A 15,206-nucleotide genomic window follows, 5' to 3' on the forward strand; every position below is an offset into this window, starting at 1 on the left:
GTCTGGCCGGTTTCCCAAAACCGGATCCCATATGCCCGCCGCTCCCCATATCTACAAATACAGAATTTGGATTTCCCATGCAGGAAATGAAGCTTCAAGAGCTCAAGAACAAAACCCCGACCGATCTTCTGGCGTTCGCCGAATCAGTCGAGGTCGAAAACGCCGGTGTGATGCGCAAGCAGGAACTGATGTTTGCGATCCTCAAGCAACTCGCCGCGCAGGAAGTCGAGATTATCGGCGAAGGTGTTGTCGAGGTCTTGCAGGACGGATTCGGGTTCATGCGGTCGGCCAATGCCAATTACCTGCCTGGTCCTGACGATATCTATATTTCGCCATCGCAGATCCGCCGGTTCTCGTTGAAGACGGGCGATACGGTCGAGGGCCCGATTCGTGGACCCAAGGAAGGCGAACGCTATTTCGCACTGCTGAAGGTCAACACGATCAATTTCGAGGATCCGGAAAAGATCCGCCACAAGGTGCATTTCGACAACCTGACGCCGCTTTATCCCGATGAGCGGTTCAAGATGGAAATCGACAACCCGACCACCAAGGATATTTCCGCACGTGTGATCGATCTTGTCGCTCCGCTCGGCAAGGGCCAGCGCGGGTTGATCGTGGCACCGCCGCGGACCGGTAAGACCGTTCTGCTGCAGAACATCGCCCATTCGATCACCGCCAACCATCCCGACTGTTACCTGATCGTGCTGTTGATCGACGAACGGCCAGAGGAAGTGACCGACATGCAGCGGTCGGTGAAGGGCGAGGTCGTTGCCTCGACCTTTGACGAACCCGCCGTGCGCCACGTCCAGGTGGCTGAAATGGTCATCGAAAAGGCCAAGCGCCTGGTCGAACATGGCCGCGACGTCATCATCCTGCTCGATTCGATTACCCGCCTTGGCCGCGCCTACAACACCGTTGTGCCGTCATCGGGCAAGGTGCTGACCGGTGGTGTAGATGCCAACGCGCTGCAGCGGCCGAAGCGTTTCTTTGGTGCTGCGCGTAACATCGAGGAAGGTGGATCGCTGACGATCATCGCGACAGCGCTGATCGATACCGGTTCTCGGATGGATGAAGTGATCTTCGAAGAGTTCAAGGGCACCGGCAACTCGGAAATCGTTCTTGACCGCAAGGTTGCAGACAAGAGAATATTCCCGTCAATGGATATACTCAAGTCGGGTACCCGCAAGGAAGACCTGCTGGTTCCAAAGCAGGATCTGCAGAAGATCTTCGTCCTCCGCCGTATTCTGGCGCCAATGGGTACCACCGATGCGATTGAGTTCCTGATCGACAAGTTGAAGCAGACCAAGACCAACAGCGACTTCTTCGATTCAATGAACACCTGACGTTTCGCACAAACCTCCGATTCGATTCGAAACCGGTACAATTATGCGGGATACAATATTCGCCCTGTCTTCGGGCGCACCGCCGGCCGGTGTGGCGGTTATCCGCATATCCGGGCCAGGGGTTCGATTCGGACTCGAAACAATAGTCGGGACAGTGCCCTCGCCCCGAATGGCGCATCTTGCTCATTTGCGCGACGAAGCGGGTCAGGTCCTTGACCACGGATTGGTTCTGTTTTTCCCCGGTCCCAAATCGTTCACCGGCGAGGATGTTGCCGAATTCCAGATTCATGGCGGTCGCGCCTCTGTATCCTCGGTTCTTACAGTTCTCTCGAAGCTGCCCGGCTTCCGGCTCGCGGAACCTGGTGAATACACCAAACGGGCTTTCGAGAACGGCCGGATGGATCTGACCGCGGTTGAAGGCCTGTCGGACCTGATACGGGCAGAAACCGAGGCCCAACGTCAGCAGGCTCTGGGCCAGGCTGATGGTGCCCTCAAGCATCTCTACGAGGGCTGGGCGAACCAAATTACCCATGCGCGGGCCATGATAGAGGCCGAACTGGACTTCTCCGACGAAGAGGACATACCTGGTTCGGTGACCGACCGGATCTGGCCTGAACTGAACCAGCTTGCTTCTGACATTTCGGCACACCTATCGCAGGCGAAGGCCGGCGAGATCATTCGTGATGGGTTTCGGATCGCCCTGATCGGCGCTCCGAATGCCGGAAAGTCATCCCTGCTGAATGTGTTGGCGCAACGGGATGTCGCAATTGTCTCCGATATACCCGGGACCACCAGGGACGTTGTGGAAGTGAGACTCGATATAGGCGGAAACCTGGTATTGCTCCAGGATACCGCCGGCCTCAGGGAATCTGATGACGAGATCGAACTTGAAGGTATTCGCCGCAGCCTTTCTACCGCGGAAAGTGCCGACCTGGTTCTGGAATTGCGTGATGCCCGGGAATTGATGGAGAATTCCACCAAGGAACGACCACGGATTGGTGAATCACTGGTGGTCTGGTCGAAATCCGACTTGCTGGACAGTGCCGACCTGCCGCCCGATACAAGCGAATTGCTGATATCCAGCAAATCTGGTGTAGGCATCGATATGCTGTTATCGGTGATCAAACAAAGAATAACGAGTTTCACGATACAGGCCGGTGAAATCCTCCCCACGAGGGAACGGCATATCCAGCATTTGGTGATTTGTGAGCGGGAACTGCGAAACGCGATCGGTGACGAAGATCTTCCGATTGAAGTTCGATCCGAATATTTGCGCAACGCCGCTACCGCTTTGAGCCGCATTACGGGACGCGTCGACGTTGAGGATTTGCTGGGTGTGATATTCTCCGAATTCTGCGTCGGAAAATGATTCACGTGAAACACTTGCGGCTGGAATATGTCCTGTCGTGATTCACGTGAAACACTTTGGCTACAGTGACTAGCTGGAACCGGCATATCGTTTCACGTGAAACATATTGTCTTGACTCCAAACCACCCATAATCAAGAAGTCTGCCTACCGGAGACGAATGATGAAATATGATGTGATTGTTATCGGTGGCGGACATGCGGGCAGTGAAGCCGCTGCCGCATCGGCGCGCTTGGGTGCCAGGACGGCGCTGGTTACACACCGTCTGGACACGATCGGAACCATGTCGTGCAACCCGGCGATTGGTGGGCTCGGCAAAGGGCATCTGGTCCGTGAGATAGATGCCATGGACGGGCTTATGGGGTTGGCGGCTGATCGCTCCGGCATCCAGTTTCGTATGCTCAACCGCCGCAAGGGCCCGGCTGTATGGGGCCCAAGGACCCAGGCTGATCGCAAGCTCTACAAGAAGTCCATTCAGGACCTGCTCACGGCCACTCCGAATCTCGATATCATCGAGGGAGAAGTGGACGACCTGCTGATGGATGACGGAACTCTGGCGGGTGTGGTGCTGAAGGATGGCCAAAATATCAACAGTGCAGCCGTGGTTCTGACGACCGGAACGTTTCTTCGTGGGCTGATCCATATCGGCGATCGGAAGATACCGGCCGGCAGGATGAACGAAGCCCCTTCCCTGGGACTGTCCGGTACGCTTGAGCGGGCCGGGTTTGAACTTGGCCGTCTCAAGACCGGCACACCGGCGCGGCTGGATGGAAGCACAATCGATTGGGACCGCGTTGACTGGCAGGAGGCCGATGCGGACCCTATCCCGTTCTCCTTCATGACGGACAGGATTGAAGTGCCACAAATTCGCTGCGGCATTACCAGAACGACCGATGCCACGCACAAGATCATCCAGGACAACATTCACCGCTCGGCGATGTATTCCGGCCAGATAGAAGGCGTCGGACCACGGTATTGTCCGTCGATCGAAGACAAGATCGTCCGGTTCGGCGAGCGGGACGGACACCAGATTTTCCTCGAGCCAGAAGGTCTCGATGATTCAACGGTTTACCCCAATGGTATTTCCACCTCGCTGCCGGAAGACGTTCAGGATGCATTTCTTCGCACCATTCCCGGCCTGGAGAACGTCAAGATCATACAGCCCGGCTATGCAATCGAATATGACCATGTTGATCCGCGTGAATTGAATCAGACGCTGGAAACCCGCCGGATCAGCGGGCTTTACCTGGCTGGTCAAATCAATGGAACCACCGGCTATGAAGAAGCTGGAGCGCAGGGACTTGCTGCCGGGTTGAATGCGGCGTTGAAGGTCATGGGCAAATCGCCTTGCCTGTTCAGCCGGACCGATTCCTACATCGGCGTGATGATCGACGATCTGACAACCAAGGGTATCAGCGAGCCTTATCGTATGTTTACGTCGAGGGCTGAGTACCGGTTGTCTCTCCGGGCTGACAATGCAGAATTGCGCCTGACGCAGAAGGGTATTGATCTGGGATGCGTGTCTGCGGAGCGTCATTCGAGGTTCGAAACATATTTTGATTCGCTTGCGAAATGTTTGGATGCTCTCAAGGCGCTCAGCCTGTCACCAACAGAAGCCCAGAAACATGGTTTGTCCCTGAACAAGGATGGCATCCGCAGAACCGCGTTTCAGTTGCTGTCCTATCCGGACATTACACTGGAACGTATTCTTGCCATCTGGCCGGAACTTGCTGAGCACGATTCGAAGGTGTTGAATGCTGCTGCAGTTGATGCGACCTATGCCGTCTACCTCGAGCGTCAGAATCAGGACATTGCCGAGCGCCGGCGAGAGGAAAGCCGCCGGATCCCGGACAGTTTCCGTTACGACAACCTGCCGGGCCTGTCCCAGGAGCTGAAATCCAAGCTGGAGCGGATCCGTCCACCTTCGGTTGGCCATGCGGAACGGATCGAGGGAATGACTCCGGCCGCAATTGCGTTGCTATTGGTGCATTTGCGAAAAAGTCCGAAGGGCGATCAAGCCGAATTGGCTGGTTAGGTTCAATAATGGATATTTCAAAAGGCTTCTTTCCGGATTCCGATTTTGTTTCACGTGAAACATGGGGGAAACTGAACGTCTATGCGGATCTGGTGCGAAAATGGCAGGCGTCGATCAATCTGATCTCGCCAAAAACCCTGCCGGAACTGTGGGAGCGACATATACTTGACAGTCTGCAACTGTTTCGTCTCAAGCCGGAGCCTCTGACATGGCTCGATATGGGCAGTGGCGCCGGATTTCCCGGGTTGGTGACAGCCATATGCCTGGCGGAACAGGACCAAGGCTGGGTCAATCTGGTTGAAAGCAACAACAAGAAGGCGGCTTTCCTGCGCCAGGTGATTCTGCAAACCGGCGCCAGAGCCAGTGTTTTGCCGATTCGCGTTGAAGATGCGCGGGCCAAGCTGGGCAAAATCGATGCAATTTCCGCCAGGGCCTTGGCATCACTGACGGAATTGTTCGGATATGCCGCTCCATACGCGGAAGATAATCCCGATGTACAGATTTGGTTTCATAAAGGCTTGGATTACATTGGAGAAGTTCGATCAGCACGTGACCTTTGGTGCTTTGATCTGGTAGAACATCAAAGTCTGGCACAGGATGGATCGGCAATCCTGGAGATCAGTAACCTTTCCAAGCGCAACTAGGCCGCGGACCCTTTTCGATGCAACTTTCGAAGAACCGGATCATCACCATCGCCAACCAGAAGGGCGGCGTTGGCAAGACAACCACAGCAATCAACCTCGCCACAGCACTGGCTGCGATCGGCGAAGAGGTGCTGATCGTCGATATCGACCCGCAGGGCAATGCCAGTACCGGACTCGGCATTGACCGGAAGGATCGCGGCGTTTCGGCGTATGATCTGCTGACGCAGAATGCGACAGTGGCCGAGACCGTCATGCAGACGGCCGTGCCGCATCTTAGCATCATCCCCTCGACGATGGACCTGCTTGGTGTGGAGATGGAAATCGCCGGCATGCCGGACCGGGTGTACAAGCTCAAGAAGGCGCTGCAGGCCGACGATGCCAAACATTACGACTATGTGCTGATCGATTGCCCACCCTCGCTCAACCTGCTGACCATGAACGCAATGGCGGCAGCTCACTCCATCCTGGTTCCGCTGCAGTGCGAGTTCTTTGCGCTGGAGGGTTTGAGCCAGCTTCTGGAAACAGTTGGCCAAGTGCGTGATTCGCTCAACCCCACCCTGGATATCCAGGGAATTGTCATGACCATGTATGACGCCCGCAACAATCTGGCGCTGCAGGTCGTGGAAGATGTCCGGTCACATTTGGGCGACAAGGTCTACAGAACCCTGATCCCGCGCAATGTGCGGGTCTCCGAAGCGCCCTCCTACGGGAAGCCGGCGATCCTGTATGATCTGAAATGTGCCGGCAGCCAGGCCTATCTGCAATTGGCCTCGGAAGTTATTCAGCGGGAACGCAATCGCAAGGCTGCCTGATCCTGAAAGCAGGCAGCAAGAGTGGATATGACGATGTCAGACGATGTTTCAAAAAAGCGCCTCGGGCGGGGACTGGCGGCTCTGATCGGAGAGATCGACCAGCCTGTTCAATCACAGTCGAAGCCGACCGTATCTGCGGACCGGACGGTGCCGATCGAGCATGTCAGCCGCAACCCACGCAATCCGCGGCGGAGCTTCGATCCGGCTGATCTTGAAGATCTGTCGAGATCCATCCGTCAGCACGGCATCGTACAGCCGGTGATGGTACGCCAGTCCGGCGATGACCGCTACGAGATCATTGCCGGTGAACGTCGCTGGCGGGCCGCTCAAATGGCTGGCCTGGTGGATATTCCGGTCATTGTCCGGGATGTTGATGACCGGACGGCACTCGAAATCGCCATTGTCGAGAACGTGCAGCGTGCGGATCTCAATGCACTGGAAGAAGCGCAGGGTTACGAGCAGCTGATCGCGCAATATGGTTATACCCAGAACGATCTCGGTGAAGTCATCGGCAAGAGCCGCAGCCATGTCGCCAATTCGCTGCGCTTGCTGAAACTGCCCGACGAAGTGCGGCAGATGCTGGCCGAGGGCGCACTGTCGGCCGGTCATGCCCGTGCCATCGTGTCGACATCCGATCCGGTTCGGCTGGCGCGGAAGATCGCTGACGAAGGGCTGTCTGTCCGGGATGCGGAAAAGCTGGCGCAGAAAGATGCTGACCAGGCCGCCAATCCGGGGGCTCTGGAGACAAAGTCCACAGGCCGCAGCGATGAAAAGGATGCCGATACGGTAGCCCTTGAGAGAAGCCTGTCCGATGTGCTGGGTCTCAAGGTGCAGCTGGCGCACAAGGGCCAGGGCGGTCAGTTGCGAATCGAGTACAAATCGCTCGAGCAGCTTGACGAGTTGTGCCGCCTTCTGGGCGAAAAATAGCAGTTTTTACAAAGAGATAATCGATCAGCGGCTGAGCAGGCAGGCTCTCAGCAGGGCTTGGCGCGCGATCGAGGCTTCAAGCTGAGGCCTGCGCCGGGTCTCCAGCACCGCGTCGGACAGCCGGCGCATTTCACGGTTGATTGCTTCAAGCCGCCAGTGACGCAATGCCCGCTCGACAACGGGTTTGCGCTTGAAATGGATGCCACGCCCCTTCTCGGTCATGGCCTGGGCCGGCTGGCGCCCGTGGTTCTCAACGAGTGCGCGCATGGCGTCGAGTTGTTCGAACTGCATGATGCAGCTGCGCAAGACCAGAAACACCGAGGTCTTTGAGGCGAGGATCCGTTCCAGTGCCGATTCCAGGCGTACCGGGTCGCCGGAAAACACCGCGTCGACCGCGTCATCGACCGACAGCGCCGCAACGTCGCCAATTGCCTCGATCACATCCTCGTCGGTGACCTGTCCTGAGCCGTGGCAATAAAGTGCTAGTTTTTTCAATTCGTTACGGCTGGCCAAACGGTCACCGCCAAGCAGTTGCGCAAGACGCTGACGGGCTTCACTCTGGATGGTAAGCCCTGCTCCGCCGAGTTCCTCATCGATAAGCGTCTGGATGCCACGTGCATCATCGGAATAGCAGGGAATGGCAAGCGCCGTGCGGGCATTCTCGAACAGCTTGCGCAGCGCGCTGCCCTTCTTGAGGTCGCCAGCCTCAATGAGAAGGTGCGAAGACCCCGGCTCCGTTTCTGTCAGGGCTGTCAGGGCCTGAACCAGCCCCCGCTCATTGCCTGCATTCTTGACCCAGACCAGGCGGTCGCCGCCAAACAGGCTTATGGCACCGAATTCGTCGGCCAATCGTCCAGGATCGCCAGACAGGTCTGAGGCTTCAAGCTTGAGGACGGCGAAATCATCCTTGAGGTCAACGCCGGTCTTCGCGGCGATTTCGGCTGTCCGCTCGGACACCAGCCCCCGGTCGGGGCCGTAGACCAGGATGATCCTGTAGGGCGTGCCTTCGCGCCGGACAAAAGCGGCAAATTCATGGGATTTGAGTTGTGCCATGATGCCCGTTCAAGCCGGTTTGAGGTCTATCGTGCAAGAATTGCCGCGATATCAGCGCGGACGAGGGCCGCAACCTGCCGCGCTGCACGATCTTCCGCTTCGAGCTTGGCCCGTTCCTGAGCGAAGTTCTGCGAGGGAAGGTCGAGCTGTGCATCGATAAAGCGCGAGCCGGATTTGACGGTTTCGCCGGTACTTTCCGATTTGAGGGCGTAATTTGCGGTCACCGTGGTGCGGGCGGCGGAAAACTCGTTGTCCACGCCGCCGGGCAACAGTCCGGTCACGCTCGATGTCACGTCCAGATCAAGCCGGTAGGCGGCGTTCTTCTGCTCGCCACCGAAACCAAGCACCAGCTCGTTGCGAACCATCTGTTCGACGCGCGAATCGGCCTCCGAGACGGCAATTGACTGGGTGGTGCCGGCCATCGACCCGTAGAGCGGTCTTGCCTGGCAGCCTGCCAGCAGTCCGAGGCCGAGTACGGCAGCCAGAACCCGAGGCTTCCATCCCGATCCGGGAACTTCAAACGACAACATTGACGATCCTCTGGGGTACGATGATGAGTTTGCGCGGCGGATTGCCTCCGGTCGCGTTCTGGACGAAATCCAGCGCCAGCACGGCTTGTTCTACCGCAGCTTGATCGGCATTGCGGTCAATTGTCAATTCTCCGCGCTTCTTGCCGTTGATCTGCACCGGCAGGGTGACCTGGTCATCCGTTACCAGCCCGGGTTCGTAATCCGGCCAGCGCGTTGTTGCCACCATGCCGTCATTGCCGAGCAGTTTCCAGCATTCTTCTGCCAGATGCGGCATCATCGGCGCAATCATCAGCACCACCATGTTGGCGGCCTGCTTGCAAGCTGCCGTGAGATCCGCGTCGGCCTTGCCGGCAGCAACCTCCGACAGCGGGGCTGCCAGGGTATTGACCAGCTCATAGAGCCGGGCCACCGCCTTGTTGAAGGCGAGTTTCTCGATGTCGTCGCCGATTGCCTTGACTGTCTTGTGGGCCGCGCGGGAGACGGTGAGCGCCTGCCCCTGAGTTCCCGTGGCAGCTTCGGTTTTGCTCAATTCCGGGGCGGCTTCACCCAGCAGGCGCCAGACGCGCTGAACGAAACGGTGGGCGCCTTCGACGCCGGCTTCGGTCCAGATCACATCGCGATCGGGCGGTGAGTCAGAAAGCATGAAAAAGCGTGCAGTATCAGCACCATAGCTGTCTATGATGTCGTCTGGATCAACGACATTCTTCTTCGATTTGGACATTTTCTCGATCGAGCCGATGGTCAGCGCCTCGCCGGTCTTGGCGTGGCGGGCCTTGCGGCCACCGTCGACTTCCTCGATCACCACCTCGGCGGGTGGAACCCAGTCGCCCTTGCCACTATCGCCTGTGCGATAGGTTTCATGTACAACCATGCCTTGTGTGAACAAGCCGCGGAACGGCTCCTTCAGGTCGACATGGCCGGTCTGGCGCATGGCGCGGGTGAAGAAGCGCGAATAGAGAAGATGCAGGATCGCGTGCTCGATGCCGCCGATATACTGGTCGACCGGCAACCAGGCGCTGGCAACGGCCGGATCGGTCGGCGTGTCGTGGCGCGGTGCGGTGAAACGGGCAAAATACCAGGACGAATCGACAAACGTGTCCATCGTGTCGGTCTCGCGGCGCGCGGCTTTGCCGCAGGCCGGGCAATCGACGTGTTTCCAGGTCGGGTGATGGTCGAGCGGATTGCCCGGCTTGTCGAGCGTGACGTCATCGGGCAGCTGCACCGGGAGGTCCTTGGCCGGCACGGGAACCACGCCGCAGTCATCGCAGTGGATCACCGGGATCGGTGCACCCCAGTAGCGCTGGCGTGACAGACCCCAGTCGCGCAGGCGGAAATTGGTCTTGCGGGCCGCTTGCGGTGCATCTCCGAGCGTTTTCGCCTCGAGCAGGTCGGCGACAACATCGAAAGCCTTGTCCGGGGTCAGGCCATCAAGATTGCGCGAATTGATCATTACGCCGTCGCCGACATAAGCTGTATCGGTGATGACGAAACTCGAGGCATCGGCATCCGCGGGCATGACCACCGGGGTGACCGGCAGATTGTACTTGCGGGCAAAATCAAGGTCGCGCTGGTCACCGGAAGGGCAGCCGAAAATGGCGCCGGTGCCATAATCCATCAGCACGAAATTGGCGATGTAGACCGGGATGGTCCACTCGGGATCAAGCGGATGAATGACATTGATGGCTGTCTTGAGACCGGTCTTCTCGGCGGTTTCCAGGGCTGCCAGCGATGTACCCGCACGGCGGCATTCATCACAGAACGCGGCGACCGCAGGATCCTTGGCGGACAGTTCCTTTGCCAGCGGATGATCGGCGGCGATTGCCAGGAACGAGGCACCGAAAAGCGTGTCCGGACGGGTGGTGTAGACTTCGATGTCGGTCGCGCCGCCGGCCTCGGCCGGATCGGCGATTTCCCAGCGCAAAGACAGGCCCTCGGACTTGCCGATCCAGTTCTTCTGCATCAGCCGGACCTTTTCAGGCCATTGATCGAGCTCGTCGAGCGACTGCAGCAGATCGTCAGCGAAATCGGAAATGCGGAAGAACCACTGTGTCAGCTCGCGCTGCTCGACAAGTGCGCCCGAGCGCCAGCCGCGGCCGTCGATAACCTGCTCGTTGGCGAGAACCGTGTTGTCGACCGGATCCCAGTTGACCTTGGAATTGCGGCGGTAAATCAGGCCGGCCTTGAGGAAATCCAGGAACAGGGCCTGCTGCTGCTTGTAGTATTCGACGTCACAGGTGGCGAATTCCCGGCTCCAGTCGAGCGACAGGCCCATGGACTTGAGCTGTTTGCGCATGGCGTCGATGTTGGCATAGGTCCAGTCGCGCGGGTGAACCTTGTTCTGGATCGCGGCATTCTCGGCCGGCATGCCGAACGCGTCCCAGCCCATCGGGTGCAGCACGTTGAAGCCTTTTGCGCGCTTGTAGCGGGCGACCACATCTCCCATGGCGTAATTGCGCACATGTCCCATGTGGATCCGACCGGAGGGGTAGGGAAACATCTCGAGCACGTAGTATTTCGGGTCCGGACTGTCGTTGTCCGTCTCGAAAATCCGCGCTTCTTCCCACATGCGCTGCCAGCGGGTTTCCGCCTGTTTGGGATTGTATCGTTCAATTGCCATAAAAGATCACCAGAAAACCTGTCAGATTTTGTCGCGACCTTCACCATGAAACCCGTCAAGCGTCAACCATTGAGCGGTCCTTGAGCCGAAGTTCGGGGCTGTTTGGAAGATCCTGGCGGATGCATCTTGGCTGGCGATCGGGTTGGCGGAGCAATTGGCAAGCCGCACGGGCTGCGCTAACACCTGTAGGCGGAGTTGAAAGCAAGCAAATGGAGCAGGGCGTGAACGCACGGGAAAACCTTGAAAAAGTGCGCGCGGCAATCGCTGCAGCAGAAAAGGAAGCGGCAAGGGAAAACGGCTCGGTGCGGCTGGTTGCGGTCTCCAAGACCAAAACCGCGGAGGAGATCAGGCCGGTGATCGATGCGGGCCAGCGTGTGTTCGGCGAAAACCGGGTTCAGGAGGCGCAATCGAAATGGCCCGGCCTGAAAGCCGAAACCGCCGGAATCGAGCTTCACCTGATTGGCCCGCTTCAATCCAACAAGACCGCCGATGCGGTGGCGCTGTTTGATGTGATCCAGACCGTGGACCGGGAAAAGATCGCCAGGGAAATCGCCCGGGAAATCAAAAAGCAGGACAAGCGTCCCGGGCTCTATGTTCAGGTCAATACCGGTTCGGAACCGCAAAAGGCGGGCATCGAGCCGGACGAGGCGGCGGCATTCATTGCCATGTGCCGCGACGAACTCGGGCTGAAGATTACCGGCCTGATGTGCATTCCGCCGGTGGACGAGAATCCGGGCCCGCATTTCGCGCTGCTGGCAAAGATTGCCCGGGAGAATGATATTGATACGCTGTCGATGGGCATGTCGGACGATTTTCAGACAGCAATCGCCTTTGGCGCGACCGAGGTCAGGGTAGGCTCGGCAATATTTGGCGCACGCTAATCGATTTGATGCGGCGACCTAGCCCAACGTCTAGTTTTCGCGCTGTGCCGACAGGCATAGGGTGCCGCGAAATATGGGAATCGACGGTTTGTGTGCAGCATCCATGCGCTGCAGCCAAATTTTTATGGAGGAGATGATCATGTCGAGCCGTTATGCTGAGGTTTATGAGAGCTGGCGCGGGAATCCGGAAGGATTCTGGATGGATCAGGCTGCTGCGATTGACTGGTTCACCAAGCCGGAAACAGCGTTCGATCCGGATATCGGAGTCTATGGCGGCTGGTATCCGGATGGTGTCACCAACACCTGTTACAACTGCCTTGACCGGCATGTTGCCGGTGGCCGTGGCGAACAGGCGGCGCTGATCTACGACAGCCCGATCACCGGCTCCAAACGGTCCATCAGCTATGCGGAGATGCTGGCGGAAGTGGAGGCTTTCGCCGGCGCCTTGTCCGACAAGGGCGTTGGCAAGGGTGACCGGATCGTCATCTACATGCCGATGGTGCCCGAGGCGATCGTGGCGATGCTGGCCTGCGCCCGGCTTGGCGCCATCCATTCGGTGGTGTTTGGCGGGTTCGCGGCACATGAACTGGCCACCCGGATCGAGGACAGCCAGGCCAAGCTGATCATCAGCGCGTCCTGCGGTATCGAACCGGGGCGGATCGTTGCCTACAAGCCGCTGCTTGATGCCGCGATCGAGCACTCGCAGCACAAGCCGGAAGCGACGATCGTGCTGCAGCGCGAGCAGCATCGCTGCGAGCTGATCGAGGGACGCGATTTCGACTACGCAAGCCTGGTGGCGGCAAATGCCGGCCGGAAAATAGCCTGCACGCCGGTTGCGGCCACCGATCCGCTCTATGTTCTCTATACATCGGGCACGACAGGCCAGCCAAAGGGCGTGGTGCGGGACAATGGCGGCCACATGGCTGCGCTCTACTGGTCCATGCATGCGATGTACGGGGTCAAGCCGGGCGAAGTGTTCTGGGCGGCATCCGACATCGGTTGGGTCGTCGGTCACTCCTACATCGTCTATGCGCCGCTGCTGCACGGCAACACGACGATCGTGTTCGAAGGCAAGCCGGTCGGGACACCCGACGCGGGAACCTTCTGGCGGGTGATTTCAGAGCATGATGTTGCGGTACTGTTCACCGCTCCGACCGCTTTTCGCGCCATCCGCAAGGAAGACCCGGAAGGCAGCTTTATTGGCAAATACGATATGTCCGGTTTCAGGGCGCTGTTCCTGGCCGGGGAACGGGCGGATCCGGATACGATCAAGTGGGCCGAGAGGATGCTCAACGTGCCCGTCATCGATCACTGGTGGCAGACAGAGACCGGCTGGACCATTGCCGGCAACCCGATGGGGCTTGGCCTGCTGCCGGTGAAATACGGCTCTCCGGCCGTGCCGATGCCCGGCTATGACGTGCAGGTGCTTGATGATGATGGTCATCCGGTTCCCGCCGGGACGCTCGGCAACATCGTGGTCAAATTGCCGCTGCCGCCGGGATGCCTGCCGACGCTGTGGAATGCCGAAGACCGGTTCCGCGACGCCTATCTGGCCGAATTCCCCGGCTACTACAAAACCGCCGATGCAGGGTTCGTCGACGAGGATGGCTATCTGTTCATCATGGCGCGCACCGATGACATCATCAACGTGGCCGGCCACCGGTTGTCGACCGGCGGGATGGAAGAAGCGGTCTCGGGCCATCCGGATGTGATGGAATGCGCGGTGATCGGCATTGCCGACAGCATGAAGGGCCAGATTCCGGCCGGTTTCATCGTCGTCAACAACACCCATGGCCGGAGCGATGACGACGTCGAGAAGGAAGTCGTGAAGCTGGTTCGCGAGGAAATCGGGCCGGTGGCGGCGTTCAAGACAGTGATGGTGGTCAAGCGGCTTCCGAAAACCCGGTCCGGCAAGATCCTGCGGGCAACCATGCAGAAGATCGCCGATGGCCAGGAGTGGAAGATGCCGGCAACCATCGATGATCCCGGGGTTCTCGACGAGATTGCCGAGGTTCTGGCAAAGCGCGGGATCGTCAAGAAGAGCGATTGACCTCGCGTTGCGTCCGCGTCAATGTCCCGCCGCTTCGCTACAGCATCAGTCCGGATCTCAATTGCGATTTGCGGACTGGTGCGTGGAACTGACAGGTTAGAGCGATCCATGCGCCTCACTTACAAGGCGCGGGGCTCTATGAAAGGGATAGACTCATGAGACTGGATGGACGAACAGCCATTGTAACCGGTGGCGCCAAGGGTATCGGGCTGGCCATCGTGCGCCGCCTGGCGGCCGAGGGCGCCAAGGTGATGATCGCCGATATTGACGAGGCCGCCGGTGCGGCTGCGGTGGACGCGGTTTCCGGCGATGGCGAGGTGCGGTTCACGCAAACCGATGTCTCCGAACGGCTTGATGTGCACAACTTGGTGGCCAAGACGATCGATGCCTTCGGTTCGATCAATGCGCTGGTCAACAATGCCGGTATCGTTCACGGCGCCGATTTCCTTGATATAGAAGAAGCCGATTTCGATCGGGTTCTGGGCGTCAATCTCAAGAGCGTGTTCCTGTGCGGGCAGGCCGTGGCGCGGCACATGGTGGAGCAGGTCGCAAACGGCGAAGAACCGGGTTCGATCGTCAACATGTCCTCGATCAACGATACTTTCGCCATCGCCAACCAGGTTCCCTACTCGGTTTCCAAGGGCGGCGTGAGCCAGTTGACCAAGGTGATGGCGCTGTCGCTGGCGCCGCACGGCATCCGCGTCAACGCGGTCGGGCCAGGCTCGATCATGACCGACCTGCTGGCGTCCGTGGCCGATGATCCCGAAGCCCGGAACCGGATCTTGTCGCGCACCCCGCTTGGGCGTATCGGCGAACCGTCGGAAATCGCGGCTGTGACCGCATTCCTGCTTTCCGGCGATGCCAGCTATGTGACCGGCCAGACGATCTATGCCGATGGTGGCCGTATGCCGCTGAACTACACGGTTCCGGTCAAGGAATAGTGCTGC

Annotated in this window: 12 protein-coding genes; 9 read left to right on the forward strand and 3 right to left on the reverse strand. The window is 58.7% G+C overall.

Translation table 11 applies throughout. The features are described from left to right. The first annotated feature begins 77 nt into the window (after positions 1-77). The 6 genes from rho (at position 78) to WNY80_RS10805 (ending at position 7,128) form a co-directional block, all read left to right on the forward strand. Positions 78-1,343, forward strand: coding sequence for a transcription termination factor Rho (rho, locus tag WNY80_RS10780; protein ID WP_152011047.1), 1,266 nt, complete (start codon positions 78-80; stop codon positions 1,341-1,343). Positions 1,344-1,386: 43 nt separating this feature from the next. Next, positions 1,387-2,712, forward strand: a complete 1,326-nt coding sequence (gene mnmE / locus WNY80_RS10785; protein ID WP_342887364.1) for a tRNA uridine-5-carboxymethylaminomethyl(34) synthesis GTPase MnmE — start codon at positions 1,387-1,389, stop codon at positions 2,710-2,712. Between the two features lie 158 nt (positions 2,713-2,870). Next, a complete protein-coding gene (gene mnmG / locus WNY80_RS10790; protein ID WP_342887365.1) occupies positions 2,871-4,745 on the forward strand; it encodes a tRNA uridine-5-carboxymethylaminomethyl(34) synthesis enzyme MnmG in 1,875 nt (624 codons plus the stop codon). Between the two features lie 8 nt (positions 4,746-4,753). Beyond that, on the forward strand, positions 4,754-5,389 hold the full coding sequence (gene rsmG, locus WNY80_RS10795) for a 16S rRNA (guanine(527)-N(7))-methyltransferase RsmG (RefSeq protein ID WP_342887366.1): 636 nt from the start codon (positions 4,754-4,756) through the stop codon (positions 5,387-5,389). 17 nt (positions 5,390-5,406) lie between these two features. Next, positions 5,407-6,201, forward strand: coding sequence for a ParA family protein (locus WNY80_RS10800; protein WP_342887367.1), 795 nt, complete (start codon positions 5,407-5,409; stop codon positions 6,199-6,201). Between the two features lie 33 nt (positions 6,202-6,234). Then, complete coding sequence (locus WNY80_RS10805; RefSeq protein WP_342887368.1) at positions 6,235-7,128, forward strand: ParB/RepB/Spo0J family partition protein; 894 nt, start codon at positions 6,235-6,237, stop codon at positions 7,126-7,128. Between the two features lie 24 nt (positions 7,129-7,152). Here WNY80_RS10805 and holA read toward each other — a convergent pair whose 3' ends face one another. The 3 genes from holA to leuS are packed head-to-tail and all read right to left on the reverse strand — an operon-like array spanning position 7,153 to position 11,328. Then, positions 7,153-8,181, reverse strand: coding sequence for a DNA polymerase III subunit delta (holA, locus tag WNY80_RS10810; RefSeq protein ID WP_342887369.1), 1,029 nt, complete (start codon positions 8,179-8,181; stop codon positions 7,153-7,155). Positions 8,182-8,207: 26 nt separating this feature from the next. Then, positions 8,208-8,711, reverse strand: coding sequence for a hypothetical protein (locus WNY80_RS10815; protein ID WP_342887370.1), 504 nt, complete (start codon positions 8,709-8,711; stop codon positions 8,208-8,210). Next, positions 8,698-11,328 carry a leucine--tRNA ligase gene (gene leuS, locus WNY80_RS10820; RefSeq protein WP_342887371.1) on the reverse strand — a complete coding sequence of 877 codons (2,631 nt, stop codon included), beginning with the start codon at positions 11,326-11,328 and terminating at the stop codon, positions 8,698-8,700. The genes WNY80_RS10815 and leuS overlap by 14 nt, the downstream gene beginning before the upstream one ends. A 209-nt stretch (positions 11,329-11,537) precedes the next feature. Between leuS and WNY80_RS10825 the strand changes: the two genes are divergently transcribed. The 3 genes from WNY80_RS10825 to WNY80_RS10835 all read left to right on the forward strand — a co-directional run bounded on the left by WNY80_RS10825 (position 11,538) and on the right by WNY80_RS10835 (position 15,200). Beyond that, the gene (locus WNY80_RS10825) at positions 11,538-12,209 is read left to right on the forward strand and encodes a YggS family pyridoxal phosphate-dependent enzyme (protein ID WP_342887372.1); all 672 of its coding nucleotides are present in this window, start codon (positions 11,538-11,540) and stop codon (positions 12,207-12,209) included. 139 nt (positions 12,210-12,348) lie between these two features. Continuing rightward, a complete protein-coding gene (locus WNY80_RS10830; protein ID WP_342887373.1) occupies positions 12,349-14,259 on the forward strand; it encodes a propionyl-CoA synthetase in 1,911 nt (636 codons plus the stop codon). A 155-nt stretch (positions 14,260-14,414) separates the two neighbouring features. After that, the gene (locus tag WNY80_RS10835; RefSeq protein WP_342887374.1) at positions 14,415-15,200 is read left to right on the forward strand and encodes an SDR family oxidoreductase; all 786 of its coding nucleotides are present in this window, start codon (positions 14,415-14,417) and stop codon (positions 15,198-15,200) included. Positions 15,201-15,206: the final 6 nt, after the last annotated feature.

It is taken from the genome of Hoeflea sp. AS16 (genome assembly GCF_038900095.1).
In the GTDB taxonomy this organism is placed as follows: domain Bacteria; phylum Pseudomonadota; class Alphaproteobacteria; order Rhizobiales; family Rhizobiaceae; genus Hoeflea.